Raw genomic sequence first — 24,220 nt, 5'->3', positions numbered from 1 at the left:
ATGGCATAATGAGATCAGCTGGAGCGAAGTAAAATGCCATCACTCAGCTTGCGAGGGTTGTCGGATCAGACCTATGAGGGCCTGCGGCAGCTCGCCACCAGCAACCACCGCAGCATGCAGGAGCAGGTGCGGCTCCTCATTGAACGGGAGGTGCGCTACGCCCAGGTGGGTGGGGTGGAGCGGGCCCGGCGATGGCGTTCGCTGCTGGCCGGGCGCCATTTCCCAGATCTAGCTGCCGACATTCAGGCCGACCGCAGCCGCTGAAGCGATGACGGCATCAGCACGGACCGCATCAGCACGGACAGCCTCAGCACAGATCCAACCCGACGCTTTTGTGCTGGATACCTCTGCCCTGCTGAGGTTTTATCTGGCCGATGGTCCATTGCCCCCCTCATTGGAGCTCGCCATGCAACGGGGGTGCAGTGGCGATGCCTTGCTGTTGATTCCCGATCTCTGCCTGCTTGAGTGCGCTTCTGTGCTGTTGAAACAGGTGCAGCGACAACTGCTCAGCTTGGATGAATGCCGTGCTCTCCTTGCGGATCTGCTGCTGCTGCCGCTTCGGCCCACCAGCGCCAGCGAACTGGCTGTAGCAGCGCTTGAGCAGGCTATGGCCCTCTCGCTAAGTGTGTATGACGCTAGTTTCCTTGCCCTGGCGCTTAAACATGACGCACTTTTAATCACCGCAGATAAACAATTGGCCAAGGCAGCTGCTTCCCTTGGTTGTCTCGCGGATGCTGAGCTGGTGTAGCAGAAGCTCGGTATCGTCAATCTCAATCCCCTGAGCGCTTTGCGGCCCTCCGGCTACCTTTTCGCCAGCTAGCGCTCGCCGCTTTCCTGAAGGCCTAATTCGCAATTGTGCAGGAGTCTGTACAGATTCTAGATGTACAAATTCGAGGAGGTCCCCAAATTCTCATGGCGGTTGGCTTCCCCTTGAGCCGCCAAGCTCCTCCCGGACGGGCACCCCCGCCTGGCTCGCCGGCCAGCTAGCGATGCCGATCCTGATCGAACGGATGAGTGCCTGAGATGAGCGACGTACTGGTCAAAGTCGACAACGTGAGCAAGCGGTTCTGCCGCAGCCCTAAAATAATGTCACTGACATCACCGTGATTTTGCGGGGTTTCCCATGATCTAAGTCACGGCACGCCTCCCCGACACTCTTGGCGTTGAGCTCGATGCTGCCGCCCAGCAGCTCAACCGCTGCCGTGCCGACATCATTCGCCAAGCGATCGAGTATTACCTCGACGACATTGAGGATCTGCGCTGCGGGGTCGCAGCCCTGAAGGATCCTGCCGACCCTGTGCTCAACTGGGCTGAGGTGCGCGATGCGCTGCTCGCTGCGGATGCTTGTCGCTGAGTAACAGCCCCTCAGCCGCCAAGGCACTCGCCGCGCTCCTAAAGGTCGATCGGGTGCGGGTGGTTGAGGCGATCGACCTCCTCTGCGACACCCCAGCCGCTGGCTCAGCCCTCAAGGGTGAATTCGAGGGATTGCGGCGTCTGCGAGTGGGTCACTACCGCGTGGTGTACGAATGGCAGCGCAGTGCACTGGTGATCCTGGTGGTGCGTGTCGGCCATCGCCGTGAGGTCTATCGCTGAGCCTCCTGCGATCCTGGTTGCGGAATGCATGTGAAATGTAGCCAGTCGGGGCAATGATCCGATGGCGATCCCCGCGAGCGACGCCGGCAGGGCTTCGATCCGGCGCCTGATGAGCTGATCCGTCAGGACCGATCCCGCTGAGATGGCCAGCGTTGTGCTCGATGCCTCGGCTTAGAGGAGGCGCCTGGAGTGGCGCAGGCGTTGGCCTTCCATCTGGATCACCCCTTCTACGACTGCCTCTATCTGGCCCTGGCCCGCCGCGAAGCAGCCGTGCTGGTCACCGCCGATCAGCGCCTGCAGCAGCTGGCTGCACGGGTGCTCCCCTGAACGTTTCTTTCCTGACCCCCACCCCCAAGGGCCGCATGCGGGTACTGGAAAAAATTTGAGGGCAACGACCATTCCATCTCCCGACTATCTATTCGCTACACCCGGCCCGCCATACCTGATTTGCAACTGTGCAGGAGTCTGTACAGCTGTACAAATTCAAGATGTACAGATTCAGGGAGGTGCCCAAGTTGTCATGGCTTCCCCGTGAGCCACCAGCTCCCGCACGGACTGCAGCCCTACCCCGCGTGAACACCGACCGCTGGTACTACCGGGTCTTCCAGAGCTCCCCCGACCTGATCCGCTCACTGCTGCCCGGCTCATCCGCCACCGCCACCGCCACCGCACTGGGACTTGACCCGACAGCACTCGGCGATCGTCTCTACCGCTACTGCATCTCTTCGAGAAGGCTTCGCCTACGCAGAAGCCTTGCGGCTCTGAGCTCTTGAAATAAAAGAGCTGAGCCCGGCTCGACGGCGTGCTTTGGCCCGGTGGTGCTGCTTGAGGTGCAGATGCACCCCGATCCCGGCTTCCACCACCGGCTGGCTGCGCAGACCTACCGCTTTCTGCACAGCACCCGCAGGTGGAGCACTGGGCCGTGCTGGTGATCACGCCGCATAACCGCCTCAACCTCAGCCCCACCCAGGCCCTTCAGGTTTTCCTGAACCAGCAAGTGGACTGGATCAATCTGCAGGAGCTGAGCCAGCAGCCCTCTTTGGATCCCATGCTCACGCCGGCGCGATGAGGCTGCTGCCATGACCCTCCGCCTCCTCAACCGCCGCTGCGGCCCCCTCTCAGAAGCCACCACCGCCCAGATTCAGGCCCTGCCGCTGGAGCAGCTAGAGGCCCCGCTCGACTTCCAGGGCCAGGCCAACCTGGCCTCTTGGCTGGCCGCCAACGCCGCACCCCAGGGGCCCCAGCCTGTTTGATCACAACGGCGTAAGTGATGTTCATGGCAGCTCCACTCCCGACTGCTTCTCGATGCTGTTCCAGGGTGCCTGGCGCCAGTTCGTCGCTTGGCTTTCCAGCCACCGAAACCCTGCCTGGGGTTTGCGATCCCCATGGCTTCAGACCACCACGGCAGCCACACCTCTGGCATCCGTGAAATCACGGCTTAAGCCACTCCACATCGGGTGTCTCCACCCCCAAAATTCATCAGTGTCTCCAGGGGGAGCTTCCCCCTGAGCCGCGGGGATCTAAGCCCGAACACCTCCCTCAGCCGCGGCGGATCGCTTCAACCCAGCGCCCAGGTTCTGTACAGGTTCTGACATCAGATTCCTAAAGGCTGGCCGCTGCTTGCCGTGCGCCCTGATGGCCAACCTGCGCCTAATTCCCCACCTCTAATTTGCAACTGTGCAGAAATCTGTACAGCTGTACAGCCTCCAGTTAGTTAGCTCCCCATCGCTTGGTTCCGCCCGTCGCGGCTTCGCTTATGACCGTTTTAGTGACCGGCGCCGCCGGCTTCATCGGCTTTCACCTCAGCAGCCGGCTGCTGGAGCGGGGCACGCCGGTGCTGGGGTTCGACAACGTCAATCCTTACTACGACCCCTCCCTTAAGCGGGCGCGAATAGCCCAGTTGCAGGCCACCGCCGCCCGCACTGGCACCAGCTTCCAGTTGATTGAGGCCGACCTGGAAGATCGCGCCGCGGTGGAGGCGGCCTTCCAAACCCACAAGCCCAGCAAGGTGGTGAACCTGGCGGCCCAGGCGGGGGTGCGCTATTCGATCGAAAATCCGGCGGCTTACATCCAGAGCAACCTGGTGGGCTTTGGCCACATCCTCGAGGGCTGCCGCCACCACGGCATCGAGCACCTGGTGTATGCCTCCAGCAGCAGCGTTTATGGCGGCAACACCAACCTGCCGTTTTCAGAGCATCAGGGCGTAGATCACCCAGTGAGCCTATATGCGGCCAGCAAGAAGGCCAACGAGCTGATGGCCCACACCTACAGCCACCTCTACGGGCTGCCGGCCACGGGCTTGCGCTTCTTCACGGTGTATGGCCCTTGGGGCCGGCCTGATATGGCGCTGTTCCTGTTCACGCGAGCGATGCTGGCTGGCGAGCCGATCCAGGTTTTCAACAACGGCCAGATGGTGCGCGATTTCACCTACGTAGACGACATCATCGAGAGCCTGGTGCGCCTGCTCGATAAGCCGGCGGCGCCTGATCCGGCTTTCAACTCGGCCCAGCCCGATCCAGTCACCAGCTGGGCGCCCCATCGGGTGTTCAATATCGGCAATTCCAATCCCACTCCATTGATGGATTACATCGAAGCGGTGGAGCAGGCCCTAGGGGTGACGGCTGAGAAGGAGTTTTTGCCGATGCAACCCGGCGATGTGCCCGCCACCGCGGCCGACACCTCTGCCCTGGAAGCCTGGGTGGGCTTCAAGCCCAATACCCCTGTGCGCCAGGGTGTAGCCCAATTTGTGACCTGGTATCGGGAGTTTTATGGAGTTTGAGACAGATAAAATGAGTAATCAATTACCTCCCCTTCATACCTGCACCGTAGCTTTAATCGGTCTTGGCTATGTGGGCTTGCCGCTGGCGGCCGCTTTCGCCACCCCTGGGAGCTGCGCACGCACGGGCGCCCCTTTGAAGCGGCGGGTGATCGGTTTCGACATCAATGGCCAGCGTCTCGAGGAGCTGCGCTTAGGCCACGACCGCACCAACGAAGCCAGCCCTGAGGAGTTGGGGGCGGCGCAGCTGTTGGAATTCACAAGCGATCCAACTCACCTCGCTGCTGCCGATGTGTTTGTGGTAACGGTGCCGACGCCGATTGATTCGGCCAAGCGCCCCGATCTCACGCTCTTGGAGAAGGCCAGCGCCACCGTGGGCCGTGCCCTGAAGCAGCGCCGCTCGGCCAGCACGCCGGTGGTGATCTACGAGAGCACGGTGTATCCCGGCGTCACTGAGGAAGTGTGCGTCCCGATTCTGGAGCGCGAATCGGGCCTGGTGTTCAACCAGCACTTTGCTTGCGGCTACAGCCCGGAGCGCATCAACCCAGGCGACACGGAGCACAAGCTCACCACGATTACCAAGGTGACCAGCGGCAGCACCCCGGCGGCTGCGGCGTGGGTGGATGGCTTGTATGGCTCGATCATTGCTGCCGGCACCCACCTGGCAGCCAGCATCCAGGTGGCGGAAGCGGCCAAGGTGATCGAAAACACCCAGCGCGATCTGAACATCGCCCTGGTGAACGAGCTGGCGATCATCTTCCGCCAGATGGAGATCGACACGCTGGATGTGCTGGAGGCGGCCGGCACCAAGTGGAACTTCCTGCCCTTCCGGCCGGGGCTGGTGGGCGGGCATTGCATTGGTGTGGATCCTTACTACCTCACCCACAAGGCCGAGCAGCTGGGCTACCACCCCCAGGTGGTGCTGGCGGGCCGGCGCATCAACGACGGCATGGGCCGCTGGGTGGTGGAGCAACTGGTGCTGGAGCTGGCCCGCCGCGGGGCGGTGATTGCCGGCGCCCGGGTGTTGGTGCTGGGGCTGAGCTTCAAAGAAAACTGCCCGGATCTGCGCAACACCCGGGTGGTGGATGTGCTGCAGGCCCTGCAGCGCTACGCCATGGAGCCTGAGGTGGTGGATCCCTGCGTGGACCCCGAAGAGGCCCAGCGGGACCATGGCCTGACCGTGAGCGCCGCAATCCCCGCCAACGCAACCTTCAACGCCGTGGTGCTGGCGGTGGCGCATCAGCAGTTCGCCACCATCTCCAGTGAGCAGTGGCGCCAGCTGCTGGCCCCCGGTGGCGTGCTGCTCGACCTCAAGGGCATTGTGCCGCGGGAGCTGGGGGCGCTACGCATCTGAAGCCCCTCTTCGATTCCGTACAGGCTGTACAGAATCCAGTTCAATTTCCAGCCCAAGGGCCGAAGCTGTGGCCTGGGCGCGCCGCCCATGAGCCTGTTTCCAGTTCGGGCTGTGCTCGATACCAACGTGCTGCTTGCGTACTTACTGGCCCAGCCCACGGCCTCACGCCGCACCCATCACGCCCTATCGGGTGGCTCCATCCCTGAAATCCGTAAGCGGATCAAAGGAGGCTTCCCCCGGAGCACCCGGCGCCCCAGCCCGAACAAGCTCCGCATGAGCTGCAGCCCTAACCTGAATGCATCGCCAGCACTGGTCATGACGGGTCAGTTCGATGTGGTGGTGGAGCGCGACGCGGAAGGTTTTTTCGTGGCCACGCTGCCGAGCCTGCCGGGCTGCCACACCCAGGCACGATCCCTCGACGAGCTGATGGAGCGTGTGCGTGAGGCGATCGAGTTAACCCTGGAGGCAACAGGGAAGACAGCCTGCAACCAAATTCTTGGAAGGATGCCGACTGGCTGATCTCCCATGCAGTTCAGCCAACACGCCCTCGATAAATGCGCGCTGTATGGCGTCAACCCCGAGCTTGTGCAAGACGCCCTTGCAAGCGGTGAGACCTTTCTCGATCTCAACCGGGGCGGCAGCCGGGCACGGGTGTTCGAATTTCTGGATCGTCCCTGGGTGGCCGTGCTCACTCCGGATGACGCCAGGGTGATTACGGTGTATCCAACCGACCAACGCACCGTGGAGGCCCGCCGGGCCGGAGGCCGATGGCTGTTTCTGAACCGTTGACCCTGCCGGATCAGCTGCGGAGCATGCGCCAGTCGGTGGATGCAGACACCGGCGCGATCCTGTTTCGCCATCCAACCCTCCAGGGCATCCCCGATCTGGTGGTGGAGGGAGACGGATACACTATGGAATTCATCGGTCCTACCTTGCTCTGCCTCGACATCATCGATCCAGGAGCCCTGGGCCGCCTGCTGGCAGAACCGATCAAGCAGCAACTTCCTGTGGGCCTTGGCCACTGACCGTCCAGGGCAGAGCCGACCTGGCCACCTGGCTAGCCGCCAACGCCTGAGGCCCCAGCTCCTCAATCCGTAAGCCTCTTGGAGGGGCTTCCCCTTGAGCCGCCAGGATCCCTCGCCCGAACGAACTGCTCAGTCGCCACCCGCCAACGAGGCTCCACACGCAACAAGCCCCCTCACGGGCTGCAGCCCCACCCCCAAGCCGCGGCTAACTTTTCGCCAGCCAGCGCTCGCAACCTTGAATACCGACCGCTGGTATTACCGCGTCTTCCAGAGCGCCCCCGACCTGATCCGCGCGCTGCTGCCGGGCTCGGCCGGCGCCGCCAACACGCTGAGCCTCGATCCCTCAGCTCCCGGCGACAGCCTCTACCGATTTAAGGCCCTTGAGCTCAAGGAGCTGAGCCACCGCCTCGACGGCGTGCTTTGGCCCAGTAGTGCTGCTGGAGGTGCAAATGCACCCCGATCCAGGCTTTAACCACCGCCTGGCGGCGCAGACCTACCGCTTTCTGCAGCACCCCCCCCGGGTGGAGCACTGGGCCGTGCTGGTGATCACGCCGCACAACCGTCTCAAGCTCGGCCCCACCCAGGCCCTTCAGGTTTTCCTGAACCTGCTCACGCTGCCAATCCGCCCAGAAAGCGAGCTTCCGAGCAGCAGCAGGGAGATCCTTGCCAGCCGGCCTGATCTTGACAAGGTTGTGCTGGCTATGCTGATGCAACGGCTTCCCCAACTCAGTAACGAGGAGATCATGGTGATCGCGGGCATTCCCATGGAAGAGCTGCGCCACACCAGGGCGGCGCAGGACTGGCTGGCCGAGGGCCGCCAGGAGGGCCTGCAGGAGGGCCTGCAGGAGGGAAAGGCCAGTGAAGCCGCCAAAATGACCCTCCGCCTCCTCAAGCGCCGCTGCGGCCCCCTCTCGGAAGCCACCACCGCCCAGATCCAGGCGCTGCCGCTGGAGCAGCTGGAATCATTGGCCGACGCCCTGCTCGACTTCCAGGGGCCAGCCGACCTATCGGCCTGGCTGGCCGCCAACCGCTGAAGGGTGCCTTGATCAGCTGTTCAGGATTCTGTACAGCCTGTACCGAATCGCTCACGCCACGGTTTTTGCAACCTGCGGGGCGGCGGCGCTGGCGGCGCCGATCCGGCTGCAGAACCTTTTGCTGAACGGGCGGCTGGCTGATCAGACGAGGCTTCCCCCTGAGCCACTAGGCACCCCAGCCCGAACAAACCACTCAGCCGCCTGCCGCTAACGAGGCCCCAAACCCACCAGCCCTCTCACGGGCTGCAGCCCCTCCTCCAACCTGCGGCTACCTTTCGCCAACAAGCGCCCGCAGACAGTGAATACCGACCGCTGGTACTACCGGGTCTTCCAGAGCGCCCCCGACCTGATCCGTGCCCTCCTGCCTGGTTCGGATGCCACGGTCACCGCGCTGGGCCTCGACCCAGGTGCTCCTGGCGATCGGCTCTACCGTTTTGAAGCTCTTGAAATCAAAGAGCTGAGCCACCGCCTCGATGGGGTTTTGTGGCCGCGCCCAAGCACGGGCTGCGCCGAAACTGGCAGTCCGGAGTTCCCGGTAGTGCTCTTGGAGGTGCAGATGCACCCCGATCCGGGCTTCCACCACCGCCTGGCGGCGCAGACCTACCGCTTTCTGCAGCAGCAGCCCCAAGTGGAGCACTGGGCCGTGCTGGTGATCACGCCCCATAGCCGCCTTAACCTCGGCCCAAGCCAGGCGCTGCGATTGTTCCTGGAGCAACAGGTGATGTGGCTCAACCTGGAGGAGCTCAGCTGCCGGCCCCAGCTCGATCCGCTTCTGAATCTGCTCACCCTGCCGGTGCGGCCTGAAAGCGAGCTGGCAGCCACCAGTCAGCAGATCCTGGCCAGTCGGCCTGATCTAGACACGGTTGTGCTGCCTATGCTGGTGCAAAGGTTCCCCCAGCTCACCACGGCTGTCTCATCCAGAGGGCAGAAATCATGGTGATTGCCGGCATTCCCCGCGAAGAAATCCGCCACACCAGGGCGGCGCAGGACTGGCTTGCCGAGGGCCGCCAGGAAGGCCTGCAGGAAGGCCTTCAGGAGGGTAAAGCCCAGGAAGCCGCCAAGATGACCCTTCGTCAACTAAACCGCCGCTGCGGACCCTTGAGCGAAACCACCACCGCCCAGATCCAGGCCCTGCCCCTGGAGCAACTCGAGGCCCTGGCTGACGCCCTGCTCGACTTCCAGGGCCCGACCGACCTATCCGCCTGGCTGGCCGCCAACGGCTGAAGCAGAACCTCTAAGGCTGTTTTTGAGCGCTCTAGCGACGCCAATGCCACCACCAATCCATCGGCCGTGGCCGCCGCTGGAGACAAGGGCTGATGCCGCTACCAGAGAAGCCTGCAGGGGAACGCCTGAAGCGCTGGATTCACGGTCATCAGGGTGAGCCTGGCCAGCTCAGCTTGGGCGGCCAGCAGACGATCAAAAAGGTCGCGGTGGGGCATCGGGTAGCTGTCAGAATGGAGGCCCTGTTGCGGGGTGATCGGCAACAGCTGAACCCCTTGGGCTGCAAGCAACCCGGGCAGTTCATCGAGCAATTCCCTGGCCGCTGGCAGCTTGCCCAGGCGCACCTTGGTGGCGATCTCCCAACCGGAGACGGCGCTCACATCGACCGCATTGGCGGGATCGCTGATGGCGGCGTATGCGGCAGGCGAGAGACGATCCGGCTCAGCCAGCCACCACAGGAGAGCATGGGTGTCGAGCAACAGCTGCGTCATCACGGGCATGGTCAGAACAGAGGCTGCTCCAAGGCAGCAAGCTCCTCCTCCGGGAGAGATTCCAGCAGCAGCTCCGGTGCTGGCAGCGTGATGCTGCCAGCCAGGTCTCCGGCCTGGCGGCGCGGGCGAGGCTGCTCGAGAGGCACCAAGCGCGCCCAGGGCTTGCCTCCTTTGGCCACAAGGATCGTTTCGCCGGCGTGGGCGGCATCGATTAGGCGTGAAAAGTGGGTTTTGGCCTCATGCACATTCACAACACGTTCAGCCATGGGGTGCGGATCCATCGGCAACCAACTTAGTCCACTTGTGGACCAAGCAGGAGGCATCGGCTGATGGATTGCCTGATCACCCCCGCCGACCGCATCTTCGTGGCGGGCCACCGCGGCATGGCGGGCAGCGCTATTTGCCTTGCGCTGCAGCGCTCGGGTTACAGCAACCTGCTCACGGCCAGCCGCGCCGAGCTGGATCTGGAAGACGGCCCGGCAGTGCAGCGCTGGTTTGCCGAGCACCAGCCCACGGTGGTGGTGCTGGCGGCGGCCAAGGTGGGCGGCATCCAGGCCAACACCACCTACCCCGCTGATTTCCTGCTCTGTAACCTCAAGATCCAGACCAACGTGATCGAAACGGCCTGGCGCTCAGGCGTGCGGCGCCTGCTGTTTCTGGGCAGCAGCTGCATTTACCCCAAGTTTGCCGAGCAGCCGATCCGCGAGGAAGCGCTGCTCACCGGGCCCCTGGAGCACACGAATGAGTGGTACGCGATCGCCAAGATCACCGGCAGCACGGCTTTGATGCGATCAGCCTGTAGGCGAAGCCTTCTGCGCAGCAGTTGCCCACCAATCTCTATGGGCCGGGAGACAACTACCACCCCACCAACAGCCACGTGCTGCCGGCCCTGATCCGCCGTTTCCACGAAGCGGCTGAGCGTGGCGACGCCAGCGTGACCTGCTGGGGCAGCGGCACCCCCCTGCGGGAGTTTCTGCATTTGGATGATCTGGGCGAGGCCTGCGTGTTTGCCCTGGAGCAGTGGAGCCCCACGGCCGGCGAGCTCACCTATCTGAATGTGGGCACCGGCGTACATCTGAGCATCCGCGAGTTGGCGGAAGCGGTGGCTACCGCTACGGGCTACCAAGGCACGATCCTCTGGGATCCAAGCAAACCCGACGGCACCCCCAAGAAGCAGTTGGACGTGAGCCGCCTGGCAAGCCTCGGATGGCGCGCCCGCATTCCGCTAGCAGAAGGCTTGGCGAGCACGGTGGCGCTGTTTCGCTGGGAGCTGGCGCAGCATCTGGTGCGCCTTTGATCAGTCTTGATTTGACGTTTTTCTCCCCCTGCTGCACATGACCGTTCTCGTAACTGGCGCCGCCGGCTTCATCGGGTTTCACTTAAGCTGCCGGCTACTGGAGCAGGGAACGCATGTAGTGGGCTTTGACAATGTCAACCCCTACTACGACCCCTCCCTGAAGCGAGCGCGCATCGCCCAGTTGGAGGCCGCAGCCTCAGCAGCCGGCACCCCTTTCCAGTTGATCGAAGCCGATCTGGAAGATCGTGATGCCGTGGAGGCCGCCTTCCAGCAGCACAAGCCCCAGAAGGTGGTGAACCTGGCCGCCCAGGCGGGTGTGCGCTATTCGATCGAGAATCCAGCGGCTTACATCCAGAGCAACCTGGTGGGCTTTGGCCACATCCTGGAGGGCTGCCGCCACCACGGTGTGGAGCATTTGGTGTATGCCAGCAGCAGCTCGGTGTATGGCGGCAACACCAACCTGCCCTTCTCAGAGCACCAGGGAGTGGATCACCCGGTGAGCCTCTATGCGGCCAGCAAGAAGGCCAACGAGTTGATGGCCCACACCTACAGCCACCTCTACGGCCTGCCGTCTACCGGCCTGCGCTTTTTCACGGTGTACGGGCCGTGGGGGCGGCCTGATATGGCGCTGTTTCTGTTCACCAAGGCGCTGCTGGCCGGGAAGCCGATCCAGGTGTTTAACAACGGCCAGATGGTGCGCGATTTCACTTACATCGACGACATCATCGAGAGCTTGGTGCGGCTGCTCGATAAACCCGCCGCGCCCGATACAGGCTTTGATCCCGCCGCCCCGGATCCGGCCACCAGCTGGGCGCCGCATCGGGTGTTCAACATCGGCAATTCCAACCCCACGCCGCTGATGGCCTACATCGAGGCGGTGGAGCAGGCGCTGGGCGTCACCGCCACCAAGCAGCTGCTGCCGATGCAGCCCGGCGATGTGCCCGCCACGGCGGCCGACACCTCAGCCCTTGAGGCTTGGACCGGCTTCAAGCCCAACACCCCCGTGCAGGAGGGTGTCGCGCGGTTTGTGGCCTGGTACCGGCAGTTTTATGGGGTGTGAGCAGCCTCGCTTGGCCCCGTGGTAACGGTCTTAGTATGTGCTGATCATGCACAGGACATGGTGATGACACGACAGGACGTTGAACGAGCGACAGAACGGGTCGCCGTGTTGATGACGCCCACGGAGAAAGCTGCTTACGCCGACCGTGCCAGCAGCCTTGGCCTGTCTCTCGGGCAGTTTTTCCGCGAAGCCGGCGCGTCCTATGTGAAGCGGAGCACCCAGCGTGATGAGGAGGAGGCTCTGGAGGTGGCCCTGAAGCAATTGGAGTGGAGTACGCGTCGCGCCGAACAGACGCTCGATCAAGCCATTGCCGAGGTTCGCGCTGCCTTGAACGCCGGATCATGAGTGTCACCGATCGGATTCTCACGGCGCTCACCACCGTGATCCGCATGAACGACAAGGTGGAGGAGATTGCTGGGTTGATGAAGGAGCAGCAACGCCGCCTCGATGACCTCAATGGCCGCGTGATTCGCCTGGAGACTGTGCTGGAACTGGCCCTCAACCGCTCCTCTGGAGCAGTGACCCGGCTGACGGACGCCGATGGAGGCTCATCAGCCCTCTGACACACGCTCCTCCCGCACCCACCCCCAGCCCCCGGCCCGCGCCGGGGGCTTTTTTTATGACCAATACCACCCAGCCCAGCCCAGCCCAGGCCAGCGCTCCCCTGCCATCCCTAGCCACCTGCACGGTGGCGGTGATCGGCCTGGGCTACGTGGGCCTGCCGCTGGCGGTGGCCTTCGCCACGCCGGCGCCGTGCGCACGCACGGGCACCCCCTTGAAGCGGCGGGTGATCGGCTTCGACATCAACGGCCAGCGGCTGGTGGAGCTGCGCGGCGGCCACGACCGCACCCAAGAAACCAGCCCGCCGGAGCTGCAGGCGGCGGCGCTGCTGGAGTTCACGGCGGATCCGGCTGCGCTGGCGGCGGCGGATGTGTTTGTGGTGACGGTGCCCACGCCGATCGACAGCGCCAAGCGGCCGGATCTCACGCCGCTGGAGAAGGCCAGCGCCAGCGTGGGCCAGGCCCTGAAGCTGCGCGCCGAGCGCCAGCGGGGCAACGGCCAGCCTCCCAGCACACCCCTGGTGATTTACGAGAGCACGGTGTATCCGGGCGCTACAGAAGAGGTATGCGTGCCGATCCTGGAGCGCACATCAGGCCTGCGCTTCAACGCAGCGAAGCCGGGCGAGGGCTTTGTGTGCGGCTACAGCCCCGAGCGCATCAATCCGGGCGACACGGAGCACAAGCTCACCACGATCACCAAGGTGACCAGCGGCAGCACGCCAGAGGCGGCGGTCTGGGTGGATGGCTTCTACGGCTCGATCATCAGCGCCGGCACCCACCAAGCGGCGAGCATCCGGGTGGCGGAGGCGGCCAAGGTGATCGAAAACACCCAGCGCGATCTGAACATCGCCCTGGTGAATGAACTGGCGATCATCTTCCGCGAGATGGGCATCGACACGCTCGATGTGCTGGAGGCGGCGGGCACGAAGTGGAACTTCCTGCCCTTCCGGCCTGGGTTGGTGGGCGGCCACTGCATCGGCGTGGACCCCTATTACCTCACCCACAAGGCTGAGCAGCTGGGCTATCACCCGCAGGTGGTGCTGGCCGGGCGGCGCATCAACGACGGCATGGGCCGCTGGCTGGTGGAGCAGCTAGTGCTGGAGATGGCGCGGCGCGGCCAGGTGATCGCCGGCGCGAAGGTGCTGGTGCTCGGGCTGAGCTTCAAGGAGAACTGCCCGGACCTGCGCAACACGCGGGTGGTGGATGTGCTCGAGGCGCTGCGGCGCTACGGCATGGAGCCGGTGCTGGTGGATCCGTGGGTGGATCCGGCTGAGGCCGAACGGGAGTATGGCCTCACGGTGCTGGGCGAGATCCCCACGGGCCGCCGCTGGAGCGCCGTGGTGGCGGCGGTGGCCCACCGGGAGTTTGCCGCCCAAAGTGCGGCGCAATGGCGGCAGCTGCTGGAGCCCAGCGGCGTGCTGCTCGACCTCAAAGGCATCGTGCCTCGGGAGCTGGGGGCTTTGCGGCTGTGAGGTCACAATCCCACCTCCAGCATCAGCTCACGGAACGATCTGCTCCATCCGTTGCCCAATCATGATTCACCCCTCCGCCACCATTCACCCCACGGCAATCGTGGATGAAGGCGGCACGATTGGTGCCGGCAGCCGCGTGTGGCACTGGGTGCACATCTGCTCCGGCGCTGTGATCGGTGAGCGCTGCTCCTTTGGGCAGAACGTGTTTTTGGGCAACCGGGTGCGAATCGGCAACAACGTGAAGATCCAGAACAACGTGTCGGTGTACGACAACGTGACCCTGGAAGACGACGTGTTCTGCGGACCGAGCATGGTGTTTACCAATGTGTACAACCCGCGCTCGGCCGTGAGCCGCAAGGATGAATACCGCGACACGTTGGTGGAGCAGGGCGCCACGCTGGGGGCCAACTGCACGATTGTGTGCGGCACTCGCGTTGGCCGCTTTGCCTTCATCGGTGCGGGTGCGGTGGTGAATCGCAACGTGAAGCCGTTTGCCCTGATGGTGGGCGTACCGGCCCGGCAGGTGGGCTGGATGAGTGCTCATGGCGACCGGGTTGAGCTGCCCCTGGAGGGGTCTGGCCAGTGGACTTGCCCCCATAGCGGCGATCACTACGCCCTTGCTGGAGATCAAGTCGTTTACACCCCGGCGCAGCCAGCCTGATGCAGTTCATTGATCTCGCCGCCCAGCAGCAGCAGCGGCTCGCCGATGGCCGCACGTTGCGCCAGGCGATCGACGCGCGAATCGCAGCAGTGCTTGACCACGGCCAGTACATCCTTGGCCCAGAGGTGGTTGAGCTGGAGCAACGCCTGGCGGCCTACGTGGGTGTGGAGCACTGTGTGGCGGTGGCGAGCGGCACTGATGCGCTGCTGATCGCCCTGATGGCCCTGGGAGTGCAAGCGGGCGACGAGGTGATCACAACGCCATTTTCGTTCATCGCCACAGCTGAAACCATCGTTTTGCTGGGGGCGGTGCCGGTGTATGTGGACATCGATCCAGCCACTTACAACCTGGATCCCAACCTGCTCGAGGCGGCCATCACGCCGCTCACCCGGGCAATTCTGCCGGTGAGCCTCTACGGCCAGCCGGCAGATTTCGATGCGATTAATGCCATCGCCGGCCGCCACAACCTGCCTGTGATTGAAGACGGCGCCCAGAGCTTCGGCGCCAGCCAGCATGGGCAGCGAAGCGGCGGCCTCAGCACGATCGGCACCACCAGCTTTTTCCCCTCCAAGCCGCTGGGCGGCTATGGCGATGGCGGCGCCTGCTTCACGGGTGATGGGGAGCTGGCGGAGCGGATGCGGCGGATCTCACGCCATGGCCAGAGCCGGCGCTACTTCCATACCGAGGTTGGGATCAATGGCCGGATCGACACGCTGCACGCGGCGATCATGCTGGCCAAGCTGGAGCTTTTTGAGGCCGAGGTGGAAGCCCGAAGCCGCATTGGCGCCGCCCTGAGCCAGAGGCTTCAGGTGGCCGGCATCGGGAGCACACCCCAGCTCTCCCCTGGCAACACCAGCGTTTACGCCCAGTTCACGATTCAAGTGGACAACCGGCCGGCTGTGCAGGCCGCCCTCAAAGAGCAGGGCATCCCCACCGCGGTGCACTACCCCACCCTTCTCTGCCAACAGCCGGCCCTAGCCGGCTGCGGCAGCTGCGCCAAGCGCTGCGAGCAGTGCTGCAGCTGCCCGGTGGGCCAGGCGGCGAGCGAGCGGGTGCTGAGCCTGCCGATGCACCCTTACCTGAATGAGGCGGAACAGGAGTTGATCGCTAATGCCTTGGCCAAGACTGTGGGCTCATTCGCTGCCCATCTTTCCCTGAACTGAGTCTCATTGATGCTCCACCCCATCCCCCCAATTACCGACCGCCGCATCCGTATCGCCCTTGTTGGCTGCGGACGGATCAGCCGCAATCACATCAACGCGGTCGCTCGCCATCGCGAGCGGGCAGAGCTCACCGCCCTCTGCGACACCCAACCCGAGCGGCTGGAGCACGCACAACAGCTCGTGGCTGACGCCGCCCAGGAGCACCCTGGCGCTTCCACCAGTCCGGCCCAGTACTCCTCCTACAGCGAACTTCTGGCAGCGGCTCAGGCAGGCACCACCCCCGTGGATCTGGTGGTGCTGGCTACCCCCAGCGGCCTCCATCCGGGCCAGGTGATTGCGGCAGCTGAGGCGGGCCTGCACGTGTGCACCGAAAAGCCGATGGCCACCCGCTGGGCCGATGGCGTGGCGATGGTGAAGGCCTGTGATGAAGCGGGGGTGCGGCTGTTTGTGGTGAAGCAGAACCGCTTCAACAGCACGTTGCAGCTGGTGAAGCGTCAGCTGCAGTCCGGGCGCTTCGGGCAACTGGCGATGGTGGCGGTGAATGTGTTCTGGCAGCGGCCGCAGAGCTACTACGACCAGGACAGCTGGCGCGGAACCTGGGAGTTTGATGGTGGGGCGCTGATGAACCAGGCCAGCCACTATGTGGACCTGCTGGATTGGCTAGTGGGACCTGTGGAGAGCGTGAGTGCTTCGATTGCCACGATGGGCCGCGCCATTGAGGTGGAAGACACGGCGGCCCTGCAGCTGCGCTGGCGCAATGGCGCTCTGGGCACGATGGCGGTGACGATGCTCACCTACCCGAAGAACCTGGAAGGTTCGATCACCCTGCTGGGCGAAACCGGCACCGTGAAGATCGGCGGGCCGGCGGTGAACCAGATCGAGCACTGGGCCTTCGCCGACCAGATCCCCGACGATGCCCTGGTGGAGCAGGCCAGCTATGAGACCACCAGCGTGTATGGCTTTGGCCATCCGCCGTATTACGCCAACGTGCTCGACGCCCTGCAGGGCAAGGCCGAGGCCCTGTGCGATGGCCGCGAAGGCCTGCGCAGCCTGGAGCTGCTGATCGGTGCCTACCGCTCAGCGCGGGATGGTCGTACGGTGCATTTGCCGCTGGAATACTGAGCCGCCCTCGCGGGCCGCTCCCTTGACCACCCTTGGAGTTTGAGTGGGATGACAACAAAAGCCAACGAACCCTCCAAGAGCGCGGTTTCGACTTCGGGTTCGCGTCGGAGGCCTTCGCTGACCCCGAGGCCTTCAGGGAGCCAGATCACCGGTTCCCCTACGGTGAAGATCGCGTTCGTCTCTACGGGCAGATCCAGAAGACGCTCTTTGTTGTCGTCTACACCGAGCGGCAAGGGCGCATCAGGATCATTTCGGCACGACGAGCAAACTCTCGCGAGATACAGGCGCACAGACAGCGGCGAGCTGATGCGTCTGATGACTGATGGAAATTGGCAAGCCGTAACGCCGCAGGCCGATTGGGAGCGAATCGACCGCACCACCGATGCCGAGATCGAGCGCCAAGAGATCGCTGATCTGGTGGAGGACGCTCTCGAGCTGGAAGCGGGAAGCCTGACGGCTCTGGCCGCTCGCCTGGAGGTGAGCCCCGCCTCTGTCAGGCGCTGGCGCCGGGGGCGCGTGATGCCTTCGATGGCTCATCAACAGCGGCTGAAGCGGCTGTTTGCCGCGTCGTAATTAGCTTGCGCAGCCTGGAGCTGCTGATCGGGGCCTACCGCTTAATTGCCAACGAGCTGTTTCGTTGGCATTCTTGGCTTCGTTGGCGATTGGCTTGGCATTGGCGATCCCTGAGGATGAGCAAGCGCAGGATCACCCGGGGATCTACCCAGGATTTGAGGCCACATTGGATCGTCTGCGGCTTACCGCCGCCGATGGGGCGATGCTGGCAGCCCTTGCAAATCACAAGGGGCGGCAGGATCTGTTTCTGCGCCGCCGTCCAGAAGCTCTGGACGCGCTGCGCACGGCAGCCCTGGTGGAGAGCAGTGAAAGTTCAAATCGCCTGGAGGGTATCGATGTACCCCGTGCTCGGGTGGAGGGGCTGGTGCTCAAGGGGGCGGCGATGCACAATCGCTCCGAGCAGGAGGTGGCTGGCTACCGCGATGCGCTGGCTCTGATCCATGAGAGTGCGGCGGCCATGCCGATGGAGCCGCGCCTGCTGTTGCAGCTGCATCAGCGCGTCTTCAGTTTCTCGACGGGTCGCGGCGGCGTCTGGAAGAGCGCCAACAATGAAATTCAGGAACGCGACGCGAGCGGCCGAGTGTTGCGCGTGCGCTTTCGCTGCCTGGATGCGGTCGCGGTGCCAGAAGCGATGGGCGTGCTGATGGCGGACATCCGGTCTGCCCTGGATCGACAGGGCAGCGATGAATTGCTGTGGATTCCCCTGGCTCTGTTGGATTTCCTGTGCATCCATCCGTTTCGAGATGGCAACGGGCGGGTGGGACGCCTGGTCACGCTGTTGCTGCTCTACCGCACGGACTGGGTGCTTGGGCGCTACATCAGCCTGGAGCGGTTGGTGGAAGAAGCCCGAGAGGGCTATTACGACAGTCTCGAGGCTGCATCTCAGGGATGGCACATCCAGCAGCATGATCCCTTGCCGTGGTGCCGTTATTTCTGGGGTGTGTTGCTGCGGGGGTATCGCGAATTCGAGCAGCACATCGATGCGCTGGCAGCTCTGCGACAGCCTGACGGGCAGAGCATTCCAAGGGCTGAGAAGCGTGAGCTGGTGCGCCAGGTGTGCCTGCGGCAACTGCTGCCCTTTGCCGTGAGCCAGATTGAGCATGAATGCCCTGGCATCAGCCGTGAGCTGATCCGCCAGGTGCTGCACCAGCTGGCCCAGGACGGGCGAATGGAGTTGCGGGGCAAGGGGCGTGGTGCCCTTTGGCATCCCGTCTCTGACACCTGAGGCCGGAGCACCGAACCAAGGTTTGTTGGGCTAGGGTTGCTTCATGAACAAACCTTTGCTTGCCGCAGAGCCCCTGGCCGAGGCTGTTCCGGCAACCAGGCGAGCCCTGGCCCGTGCCGAGCAAGCCTTGGGAGGTGATCCTGCCGCTATGGCGCTGTTGCAGCGGGTGAGTCAGCTGGTGGCCCAGAAGTTGGCATTGCCGGGTGGCCCCTTGCAGCAGGCCAGCCATGATCCCGCCACCCTGGCGCTCGATGATCTGAGCCTGTTGAGCGAGCTGGTGATTCAGGCGCTACAGCGTGAGAAGCAGCCGCTCCAGCGGGAACACCTGCTGCGCCTGCGTGGTGAGCAGGCCCTTGCGCAGCTGTTGGAGCAACATGGCGGGTGTTTGCGGCCGCTGGATGTGGCAAACCTGTTGTCGTCGAAAGACGATTCTATCCGCCGGCGGCGTGAGCGGAAGCGTCTGCTGGCGGTGCCTCGTGGAAAGCACACGCTCTATCCCGTGTTTCAGTTTGATTTAGAGAATCGTCGTGTTTGGCCTGCGTTGGAGACGTTGCTGCCGTTGCTCGATACTGACAGCGGCGCGGCACAGTTGCGCTTTCTGCTCAGCCCAGATGCAGAACTAGGCGGCAACTATCCGGCTGAGCTGCTTTGCCGGCAGGAGCCCACATCCGTGGAGGTGATCACCCACAAAGCCCAACAATTTGGCCGCCACATGGCGCGCTGAGGGTGGGCCTGCCCCTGCCGCCTGAGGGCTATCCCTGCCCGCTGAAACTCACGCGCGTGCCGGCAGGCACCAGCTGGCTGCGGATTCAGCGTTGTGACCACGCCATAGCTTTGTTCTGGGGCGAGCGGGAAGCTGGCCGATGGAACGATCCTGAGGGCCGATTTGGCGTGCTCTATGCCTCCGAAAGTGTGGAGGCTGCGTTTGCTGAAACGTTCGGCCGGGAGTTAATGGCTACCAAGGCACCTGCTGCGGTGAAATTTCTCAGCCGGCAGGAGCTACGGGAGCGCTGTGTGGCGCGGCTCTGGGCAGAGCGTGATTTGCAGATGGTGGACTTCGGCGGGCCTGCGCTTCAGGCGCTGAATCTGGATGCACGGCTGTTGCACACCTGTGAGGAGCTGGAGGTATGTCAACGCTGGTCAGCCTGGTTGCATGATGCGCCGGAGCAACCCGACGGCCTGCTCTACCCCTCCAGACTGTTTCCACGCTGCCTCAATGCCGCTGTGTTTGATCGGAGCAGCGCTGCTTGGCAGGAGGAGCCTCAGGACAACCTGTTCTCGTATCCCGATAGCAGTGGTGATCCTGCTGTGTTCCAGATTCTCGAGGATCAGGGCTGGGGTCTGGTGGACTGAATGGTTGTGAACACGATCCCCACCCTGCAACGCTTCACCGCGCGAGGCCGGGCGCTAGTCCAGCGGCTGAAGCCCCAGTCGGCCTCCAGCCGCAATGTGCTGAAGCTGGCTGGAGGCACGGCCGGCAGCCAGGTGATTTCCGTGGCGGCGGCACCGATTCTCACGCGGCTGTATGGACCGGAGAGTTTTGGGGTGCTGGCCACGTTTGCGTCGATCCTGGCGCTGCTGAATGTGGTGAGCAGCTTGCGCTATGAGCTGGCGATCGCCGTGCCGGAAGACGACGACGAGGCGGTGGCGCTGGTGTGGCTGTGCTTTGTGCTGGTGGCGATCAGCACCGGACTTACAGCCCTAGGGGTGTTGCTGCTCGGCGATCAGCTGGTGATCTGGCTGAATGAGCCAGCGCTCAAGCCATTGCTTTGGCTGCTCCCGGTGGGGGTGTTGCTGAGCGGGGTGTATCAGCCCCTGAGCTACTGGGCGATCCGGCGCAAGCAGTTCGGCCTGCTGGCACAGACCAAGTTTCGCCAGAGCATTTTCGGAGTAGCGACTAACCTTGCATCAGCTTCACTGGGCACAATTGGCCTGTTGATGGGCCAAATCGTGAGCCAGAGTGCGGGGGCTGCTGCGATCTTTAGACATTCGGCTGCAGAACTTCTGCGCAGTGCGCCGGGCTCAGCGATTTATCTGTTGAAAACACTGCGCAAGTATAGCCACTTTGGCGCCTATAGTTCACAGGCTGGACTTATTAATGTTCTTGCAAATACCGCTCCTTATCTATTATTTTCTTCGTTATTTGGGTCTTTTTATGTCGGTCAACTTTTGGTCGCCCAGAGAATCCTGCTTGCGCCAGCAAGTCTTATCTCTACTTCTGTTGGACAAGTTTTTCTCCAAAAAGTTTCCGAAGCTCATAGGCAATATGTAGCGCAAAAAGCTTTCAAAAAGGCAACCCAAAAACTAGCATCGCTTCTAGCTCCAAGTATTGTTTTCCTCGTATTACTAGTTTATTTCTTTTCCAGCTTCATTTTTGGGCGAAATTGGGCCGAAATTGGAATTATTTCGCTTAGTTTGACGCCACTCCTTGTCGCTAAAACCGTTGTAAGCCCTGTAGGGCAAATATTATTTGCGCTAGGGAAAACACGATTGCAACTTTTTGCGCAAATCGTACTCATAACCGTTTCTCTGCTGCCATTTACCTTCTTCGGCTCATATTCCCTTCCTTTCTGGATGGCAGTATTGGCTTGGAGTATTTTCAATGCATTTGGATATATACTGTTTTGGCTGCTATGCTTGATGGGCTCACAAAAGTCAACTCTTTGACACTATGATGCTAATTCTTCACAGTGTCACAATTAGATGCTGGTCTTCTGTCAAAGCTCGAATCTTTTTAAGTCACTACTGAAAAACAAATGTCTTCTTTTTTTCGAGGCATGGCATTGCAGACCAAGAGATCTCGGCCTTTGCGATATATCGCTAGCAAAATTCCTTGGCTAGATCATTGGAATCTATTGTCATCGACAAGCTATGGAGAGCTTTTGCAAGAAAGAAATCTTAGGATTATTGGTGAAGATGATAAATATGTCTATGCTAAAGACACTTGCCTTCAATATGTTGGCCCGAGTAGTTCGTCTAAGATAGCTTTAAATGCCCCTGTTTCTGCTATTCGCAGACTGAGCTCAATAGCAAATAAGAATGGCGTCAGCTATGCTGATATCCCTTCTGCCAATGCGCTAATTCATAATATCATCCTGCGCTCTTACCGAGAGTTTATGCCGTTCGGTAATATCTCAATGCGTACATGCGATCTAAGCGTGAACGATATTTTTATTGATATCGGCTGCTTCAGGGGTTATCTTTCGCTTAAAGCATCAAAAATTGTAGGCCCAAACGGATTAGTAGTCTCTGTCGACCCTATTGAAGACTCTATAGCTATTCTTGAAAAGCAAATTTCTCTTAATTGCTTGGATAACATTCTCCCTTTGACTCGTGCCTGTGTCTCCGAGTGTTGCAATGACAAGACGGTCTCGTTCTTCGATGCAGGGGATGGATCTACGAACAATTCGATTGTATCTCATCATCTAAGCGTTAAAACAAAAGCTCGGGAAGTTGCATGTATATCTATCAGCGATATTTTATCCCAGATCCCGAAGTCCAAATTGGAAGGACGTAGGATCGTGGCATCTATAACTACGAATGGAAGCGAGTTCCTGCTCCTCGAGGAATTATTCAGGCGATCTCCTATTAGCATCACCTGTTGTATTCCAACATTGTATACCTATGAGCATCTGCCAAAATGGCTACCTCGTTTTCGCGCTGAATTCCCCGACGCTCTAGTTGCTGATTCTTACCCATGGCTTCAGGTGAGAGTTGAAAAGTAGTGAGATTTAATATCAAGTCATTTAAGCCAGTTAAAAAGCAGTGCTGTCGATTTTATTTCGGCCACGTTTCATGATTTGTTGCTGAACATCATTTCGTATCTTTGGCTATTTTCATTCTGCATTTAGAGTATTCTTGTGCTATTATTTTCTTGGCGGCAGTCTGGTAGTGACTTTCGGGGACTAGGTGCTTTGCTGGCCCTTGTCAAGGCAGTTCTATATCCCATATACATTGCTATAAAAAAGACTTGTAGAGCATTTGCTTGGAAGAAAAATTGTGTTTATATCGCCCCTGGCTCCTGGGTTGCTATTGATACTACTATCGACAAGTTTACTCGAATAAATCACGCTTCTCACTTGGGCAGCTGTACAATTGGCAACTTTGTGGCATGTGGCGGCAGGCTAATCGTAAGAACCTCAGATCACTACACTTGTTATGCAAATATGCAAGACTGGACTCAAAATAAATTAATCAGATCAGATCTTAAAGTGGCCGGCAAGTCCAAGGGGCGTGTGCACATAAAAAGTGCAAGTTGGATAGGAGACTCGGTTATCATTCTACCAGGTGGATCGATTGGATTTGGTGCTGTCGTCGGAGCGGGGTCTGTAGTCACAAAGCCAGTGCCTGATTTTGCAGTTGCAGTCGGATGTCCTGCGCGCGTGATTAGGTATAGGTTCCCAAGTCACTGTATTCAATTTCTTCTGGAAACACGATGGTGGGATTGGTCACCAGAAAAAATACGAAAGAATAAACTGTTTTTTGAAATTGATTTCACCAAGGTTCTGCCAAGTGACTTGCCTGGAATCTTAATCTCAATTCAGTAGCAACCTGATGATGCAACGCATTCCGTCCATGATTTCGGCTATTCGCCAAGCCCGTTACTTTCTGAAAACTGGCTTGGAATATCAAGGTTTTACGTTATCGCGGTCCCTTCTTGATTCTTCGTCTTGGGTTGCTTCTCCTAGCCAGCATTGCCAAGTGATCAGCCCTGGAAGATCTGGCACACGATGGCTCGCAAATGTTTTGCTAGAAGCGACAAACTCTTTGGTCTGCCATGCCACGCCTAAAACACTTGCCGAGCCTGGATATCTCCTTGATCAATGTCTAATATCTGAGGATGAAGCTCTTGGTGCATATCGAAATTCAAGAGCTGACTTCCTTCTCTTGGCTGAGAAAGCCCGTTGTTCTTATGTTGATCTAGATTGCAAAGTCTCGCCTCTGGCAAGAGTGATTGCCAAGGCTTATGATAAATGTAAGTTCTTGATCGCACTGAGAAATCCAGTATCCTTTGTCAGAAGCGGGATAGTTCGCGGCTATTTTGCCGAAAAAAGTCCGTGCGTTTGGGGGCATCTTGAATCTTGTGAGGTAAATGCATCTCTTCCAAAAGAGGAATGGCAGATTTATAAGATCGCCGCATTTTGGCGATCTATTGCTCTGCTTTCCGACTCAATGCTGACTGAATATCCGGACAGGGTTTATGTGCTGAATACTCGTGCTATGTTTTCCGAGTCTACTGAATTACGCCGGCTTCTCAACTGGCTTGATCTGAGTCATTCCAACCTGGATGCCTGTAAGTGGTTTGGCAAGAGGGTAAATGCCAGCCGTTCTGCAAGGCCGTTGACGCCTGTTCAGCAATCTCTTCTTGATTCTAAGGAACTAGAGCGCTATTGCTTTAATTCTTTGTCAAGTAAATTGATTGAGATGAGTGGCTTCTCGAGTGATCTTGGTTGATGCCTTTGTCGGCCAATGTTGCCCTAATAATCTTGCAATTGCTATAGCTCTTCGAAGTTAATGGATAAATCCCTTGGTGGTTTGCGTTCTTCTTTTACTGCTTTTGGTTGGCTGCAGCTTCTGCTTCAAGAACGGTTGC

General features: G+C 60.6%; 31 protein-coding genes and 3 pseudogenes. 32 read left to right on the top strand and 2 right to left on the bottom strand.

The genetic code is table 11. From position 1 onward, the window contains the following. Positions 1-33 precede the first annotated feature (33 nt). The 16 genes and pseudogenes from KBY70_RS03760 to KBY70_RS03690 all read left to right on the top strand — a co-directional run bounded on the left by KBY70_RS03760 (position 34) and on the right by KBY70_RS03690 (position 9,006). The gene (locus tag KBY70_RS03760) at positions 34-264 is read left to right on the top strand and encodes a FitA-like ribbon-helix-helix domain-containing protein (RefSeq protein ID WP_254993383.1); all 231 of its coding nucleotides are present in this window, start codon (positions 34-36) and stop codon (positions 262-264) included. A gap of 4 nt (positions 265-268) precedes the next feature. Continuing rightward, positions 269-748, top strand: coding sequence for a type II toxin-antitoxin system VapC family toxin (locus KBY70_RS03755; protein WP_254987448.1), 480 nt, complete (start codon positions 269-271; stop codon positions 746-748). 396 nt (positions 749-1,144) lie between these two features. Next, positions 1,145-1,354: pseudogene (locus KBY70_RS14520) on the top strand (CopG family transcriptional regulator); the annotation flags it as partial. Beyond that, complete coding sequence (locus tag KBY70_RS03750; RefSeq protein ID WP_254987447.1) at positions 1,345-1,593, top strand: type II toxin-antitoxin system RelE family toxin; 249 nt, start codon at positions 1,345-1,347, stop codon at positions 1,591-1,593. The pseudogene KBY70_RS14520 and the gene KBY70_RS03750, both read left to right, overlap by 10 nt. 189 nt (positions 1,594-1,782) lie before the next feature. Then, complete coding sequence (locus KBY70_RS03745) at positions 1,783-1,920, top strand: hypothetical protein (RefSeq protein ID WP_254987446.1); 138 nt, start codon at positions 1,783-1,785, stop codon at positions 1,918-1,920. 580 nt (positions 1,921-2,500) lie between these two features. Further along, entirely contained in the window at positions 2,501-2,662 is a 162-nt protein-coding gene (locus KBY70_RS03740; RefSeq protein ID WP_254987445.1) for a hypothetical protein, read from the top strand. 10 nt (positions 2,663-2,672) lie between these two features. After that, positions 2,673-2,846, top strand: a complete 174-nt coding sequence (locus KBY70_RS03735) for a DUF4351 domain-containing protein (RefSeq protein ID WP_254987444.1) — start codon at positions 2,673-2,675, stop codon at positions 2,844-2,846. A gap of 503 nt (positions 2,847-3,349) precedes the next feature. Next, a complete protein-coding gene (locus KBY70_RS03730; protein ID WP_254987443.1) occupies positions 3,350-4,372 on the top strand; it encodes an NAD-dependent epimerase in 1,023 nt (340 codons plus the stop codon). Beyond that, positions 4,362-5,723: a nucleotide sugar dehydrogenase gene (locus KBY70_RS03725; protein ID WP_315859683.1), complete on the top strand. Its 1,362-nt coding sequence runs from the start codon at positions 4,362-4,364 to the stop codon at positions 5,721-5,723. The genes KBY70_RS03730 and KBY70_RS03725 overlap by 11 nt, the downstream gene beginning before the upstream one ends. Positions 5,724-5,996: 273 nt before the next feature. Continuing rightward, a complete protein-coding gene (locus KBY70_RS03720) occupies positions 5,997-6,242 on the top strand; it encodes a type II toxin-antitoxin system HicB family antitoxin (RefSeq protein WP_254987441.1) in 246 nt (81 codons plus the stop codon). A gap of 6 nt (positions 6,243-6,248) precedes the next feature. Beyond that, positions 6,249-6,512, top strand: a complete 264-nt coding sequence (locus tag KBY70_RS03715; protein WP_094559798.1) for a DUF4258 domain-containing protein — start codon at positions 6,249-6,251, stop codon at positions 6,510-6,512. Then, on the top strand, positions 6,509-6,748 hold the full coding sequence (locus tag KBY70_RS03710; RefSeq protein WP_094559799.1) for a hypothetical protein: 240 nt from the start codon (positions 6,509-6,511) through the stop codon (positions 6,746-6,748). The genes KBY70_RS03715 and KBY70_RS03710 overlap by 4 nt, the downstream gene beginning before the upstream one ends. 94 nt (positions 6,749-6,842) lie before the next feature. Further along, positions 6,843-7,293, top strand: a pseudogene (locus KBY70_RS03705) (DUF2887 domain-containing protein); the annotation flags it as partial. Positions 7,294-7,449: 156 nt separating this feature from the next. After that, positions 7,450-7,782 carry a DUF4351 domain-containing protein gene (locus KBY70_RS03700; protein ID WP_315859689.1) on the top strand — a complete coding sequence of 111 codons (333 nt, stop codon included), beginning with the start codon at positions 7,450-7,452 and terminating at the stop codon, positions 7,780-7,782. Between the two features lie 298 nt (positions 7,783-8,080). Then, positions 8,081-8,722, top strand: coding sequence for an Rpn family recombination-promoting nuclease/putative transposase (locus KBY70_RS03695; RefSeq protein WP_254987440.1), 642 nt, complete (start codon positions 8,081-8,083; stop codon positions 8,720-8,722). Further along, entirely contained in the window at positions 8,716-9,006 is a 291-nt protein-coding gene (locus KBY70_RS03690) for a DUF4351 domain-containing protein (RefSeq protein ID WP_254987439.1), read from the top strand. Before KBY70_RS03695 ends, KBY70_RS03690 begins: the two co-directional genes overlap by 7 nt. 98 nt (positions 9,007-9,104) lie before the next feature. On the opposite strand, the gene KBY70_RS03685 is transcribed toward KBY70_RS03690, so the two are convergent. Together KBY70_RS03685 and KBY70_RS03680 are read right to left on the bottom strand one after the other, a co-directional pair. Then, positions 9,105-9,494 carry a type II toxin-antitoxin system VapC family toxin gene (locus KBY70_RS03685; protein WP_254987438.1) on the bottom strand — a complete coding sequence of 130 codons (390 nt, stop codon included), beginning with the start codon at positions 9,492-9,494 and terminating at the stop codon, positions 9,105-9,107. A gap of 11 nt (positions 9,495-9,505) precedes the next feature. Continuing rightward, complete coding sequence (locus tag KBY70_RS03680; protein WP_254987437.1) at positions 9,506-9,760, bottom strand: type II toxin-antitoxin system Phd/YefM family antitoxin; 255 nt, start codon at positions 9,758-9,760, stop codon at positions 9,506-9,508. 63 nt (positions 9,761-9,823) lie between these two features. Here KBY70_RS03680 and KBY70_RS03675 point away from each other — a divergent pair. The 16 genes and pseudogenes from KBY70_RS03675 (at position 9,824) to KBY70_RS03595 (ending at position 24,081) form a co-directional block, all read left to right on the top strand. After that, positions 9,824-10,791, top strand: a pseudogene (locus tag KBY70_RS03675) (GDP-L-fucose synthase family protein). A 37-nt stretch (positions 10,792-10,828) separates the two neighbouring features. Further along, entirely contained in the window at positions 10,829-11,851 is a 1,023-nt protein-coding gene (locus tag KBY70_RS03670) for an NAD-dependent epimerase (protein ID WP_409996015.1), read from the top strand. Between the two features lie 111 nt (positions 11,852-11,962). Next, the gene (locus KBY70_RS03665; protein ID WP_254987436.1) at positions 11,963-12,196 is read left to right on the top strand and encodes a hypothetical protein; all 234 of its coding nucleotides are present in this window, start codon (positions 11,963-11,965) and stop codon (positions 12,194-12,196) included. Then, a complete protein-coding gene (locus tag KBY70_RS03660) occupies positions 12,193-12,414 on the top strand; it encodes a hypothetical protein (protein ID WP_254987435.1) in 222 nt (73 codons plus the stop codon). The genes KBY70_RS03665 and KBY70_RS03660 overlap by 4 nt, the downstream gene beginning before the upstream one ends. Before the next feature lie 56 nt (positions 12,415-12,470). Continuing rightward, positions 12,471-13,883, top strand: a complete 1,413-nt coding sequence (locus KBY70_RS03655) for a nucleotide sugar dehydrogenase (protein ID WP_254987434.1) — start codon at positions 12,471-12,473, stop codon at positions 13,881-13,883. A 61-nt stretch (positions 13,884-13,944) separates the two neighbouring features. Next, a complete protein-coding gene (locus KBY70_RS03650) occupies positions 13,945-14,544 on the top strand; it encodes an acyltransferase (protein WP_254987433.1) in 600 nt (199 codons plus the stop codon). Next, complete coding sequence (locus KBY70_RS03645; protein ID WP_254987432.1) at positions 14,544-15,707, top strand: DegT/DnrJ/EryC1/StrS family aminotransferase; 1,164 nt, start codon at positions 14,544-14,546, stop codon at positions 15,705-15,707. Before KBY70_RS03650 ends, KBY70_RS03645 begins: the two co-directional genes overlap by 1 nt. Positions 15,708-15,716: 9 nt before the next feature. Further along, on the top strand, positions 15,717-16,829 hold the full coding sequence (locus tag KBY70_RS03640) for a Gfo/Idh/MocA family protein (protein WP_254987431.1): 1,113 nt from the start codon (positions 15,717-15,719) through the stop codon (positions 16,827-16,829). Between the two features lie 32 nt (positions 16,830-16,861). Then, positions 16,862-17,152, top strand: coding sequence for a BrnT family toxin (locus KBY70_RS03635; RefSeq protein ID WP_254987430.1), 291 nt, complete (start codon positions 16,862-16,864; stop codon positions 17,150-17,152). Then, positions 17,145-17,402 (top strand): helix-turn-helix domain-containing protein, encoded by a 258-nt coding sequence (locus KBY70_RS03630; RefSeq protein WP_254987429.1) that lies wholly within the window; start codon positions 17,145-17,147, stop codon positions 17,400-17,402. The genes KBY70_RS03635 and KBY70_RS03630 overlap by 8 nt, the downstream gene beginning before the upstream one ends. 82 nt (positions 17,403-17,484) lie before the next feature. Beyond that, a complete protein-coding gene (locus tag KBY70_RS03625) occupies positions 17,485-18,627 on the top strand; it encodes a Fic family protein (RefSeq protein WP_254987428.1) in 1,143 nt (380 codons plus the stop codon). 211 nt (positions 18,628-18,838) lie between these two features. Further along, positions 18,839-19,351: a hypothetical protein gene (locus KBY70_RS03620; protein WP_254987427.1), complete on the top strand. Its 513-nt coding sequence runs from the start codon at positions 18,839-18,841 to the stop codon at positions 19,349-19,351. A gap of 2 nt (positions 19,352-19,353) precedes the next feature. After that, positions 19,354-19,980, top strand: a complete 627-nt coding sequence (locus KBY70_RS03615) for an RES family NAD+ phosphorylase (protein WP_254987426.1) — start codon at positions 19,354-19,356, stop codon at positions 19,978-19,980. Further along, a complete protein-coding gene (locus tag KBY70_RS03610) occupies positions 19,981-21,294 on the top strand; it encodes an oligosaccharide flippase family protein (protein ID WP_254987425.1) in 1,314 nt (437 codons plus the stop codon). 110 nt (positions 21,295-21,404) lie between these two features. Continuing rightward, positions 21,405-22,352: an FkbM family methyltransferase gene (locus tag KBY70_RS03605; protein WP_254987424.1), complete on the top strand. Its 948-nt coding sequence runs from the start codon at positions 21,405-21,407 to the stop codon at positions 22,350-22,352. A gap of 832 nt (positions 22,353-23,184) precedes the next feature. Further along, a complete protein-coding gene (locus KBY70_RS03595; RefSeq protein WP_254987423.1) occupies positions 23,185-24,081 on the top strand; it encodes a hypothetical protein in 897 nt (298 codons plus the stop codon). Positions 24,082-24,220: the final 139 nt, after the last annotated feature.

Origin of the sequence: Cyanobium sp. ATX 6E8, assembly GCF_024346335.1 — a bacterium.
Taxonomy (GTDB): domain Bacteria; phylum Cyanobacteriota; class Cyanobacteriia; order PCC-6307; family Cyanobiaceae; genus Cyanobium_A.
The sequence above is the reverse complement of the archived record's forward strand: the minus strand, read 5'-3'. Positions and strand labels throughout refer to the sequence as shown.

What these genes read in the sequence shown, in the direction of transcription:
- KBY70_RS03595 (WP_254987423.1), top strand. Translation starts at nt 23,185, where the DNA reads ATGCAACGCATTCCGTCCATGATTTCGGCTATTCGCCAAGCCCGTTAC.
- KBY70_RS03655 (WP_254987434.1), top strand. Translation starts at nt 12,471, where the DNA reads ATGACCAATACCACCCAGCCCAGCCCAGCCCAGGCCAGCGCTCCCCTG.
- KBY70_RS03640 (WP_254987431.1), top strand. Translation starts at nt 15,717, where the DNA reads ATGCTCCACCCCATCCCCCCAATTACCGACCGCCGCATCCGTATCGCC.
- KBY70_RS03605 (WP_254987424.1), top strand. Translation starts at nt 21,405, where the DNA reads ATGGCATTGCAGACCAAGAGATCTCGGCCTTTGCGATATATCGCTAGC.
- KBY70_RS03660 (WP_254987435.1), top strand. Translation starts at nt 12,193, where the DNA reads ATGAGTGTCACCGATCGGATTCTCACGGCGCTCACCACCGTGATCCGC.
- KBY70_RS03760 (WP_254993383.1), top strand. Translation starts at nt 34, where the DNA reads ATGCCATCACTCAGCTTGCGAGGGTTGTCGGATCAGACCTATGAGGGC.
- KBY70_RS03725 (WP_315859683.1), top strand. Translation starts at nt 4,362, where the DNA reads ATGGAGTTTGAGACAGATAAAATGAGTAATCAATTACCTCCCCTTCAT.
- KBY70_RS03685 (WP_254987438.1), bottom strand. Translation starts at nt 9,494, where the DNA reads ATGACGCAGCTGTTGCTCGACACCCATGCTCTCCTGTGGTGGCTGGCT.
- KBY70_RS03735 (WP_254987444.1), top strand. Translation starts at nt 2,673, where the DNA reads ATGACCCTCCGCCTCCTCAACCGCCGCTGCGGCCCCCTCTCAGAAGCC.
- KBY70_RS03630 (WP_254987429.1), top strand. Translation starts at nt 17,145, where the DNA reads ATGACTGATGGAAATTGGCAAGCCGTAACGCCGCAGGCCGATTGGGAG.
- KBY70_RS03690 (WP_254987439.1), top strand. Translation starts at nt 8,716, where the DNA reads ATGGTGATTGCCGGCATTCCCCGCGAAGAAATCCGCCACACCAGGGCG.
- KBY70_RS03680 (WP_254987437.1), bottom strand. Translation starts at nt 9,760, where the DNA reads ATGGCTGAACGTGTTGTGAATGTGCATGAGGCCAAAACCCACTTTTCA.
- KBY70_RS03715 (WP_094559798.1), top strand. Translation starts at nt 6,249, where the DNA reads ATGCAGTTCAGCCAACACGCCCTCGATAAATGCGCGCTGTATGGCGTC.
- KBY70_RS03700 (WP_315859689.1), top strand. Translation starts at nt 7,450, where the DNA reads ATGCTGATGCAACGGCTTCCCCAACTCAGTAACGAGGAGATCATGGTG.
- KBY70_RS03665 (WP_254987436.1), top strand. Translation starts at nt 11,963, where the DNA reads ATGACGCCCACGGAGAAAGCTGCTTACGCCGACCGTGCCAGCAGCCTT.
- KBY70_RS03730 (WP_254987443.1), top strand. Translation starts at nt 3,350, where the DNA reads ATGACCGTTTTAGTGACCGGCGCCGCCGGCTTCATCGGCTTTCACCTC.
- KBY70_RS03720 (WP_254987441.1), top strand. Translation starts at nt 5,997, where the DNA reads ATGAGCTGCAGCCCTAACCTGAATGCATCGCCAGCACTGGTCATGACG.
- KBY70_RS03670 (WP_409996015.1), top strand. Translation starts at nt 10,829, where the DNA reads ATGACCGTTCTCGTAACTGGCGCCGCCGGCTTCATCGGGTTTCACTTA.
- KBY70_RS03610 (WP_254987425.1), top strand. Translation starts at nt 19,981, where the DNA reads ATGGTTGTGAACACGATCCCCACCCTGCAACGCTTCACCGCGCGAGGC.
- KBY70_RS03755 (WP_254987448.1), top strand. Translation starts at nt 269, where the DNA reads ATGACGGCATCAGCACGGACCGCATCAGCACGGACAGCCTCAGCACAG.
- KBY70_RS03645 (WP_254987432.1), top strand. Translation starts at nt 14,544, where the DNA reads ATGCAGTTCATTGATCTCGCCGCCCAGCAGCAGCAGCGGCTCGCCGAT.
- KBY70_RS03650 (WP_254987433.1), top strand. Translation starts at nt 13,945, where the DNA reads ATGATTCACCCCTCCGCCACCATTCACCCCACGGCAATCGTGGATGAA.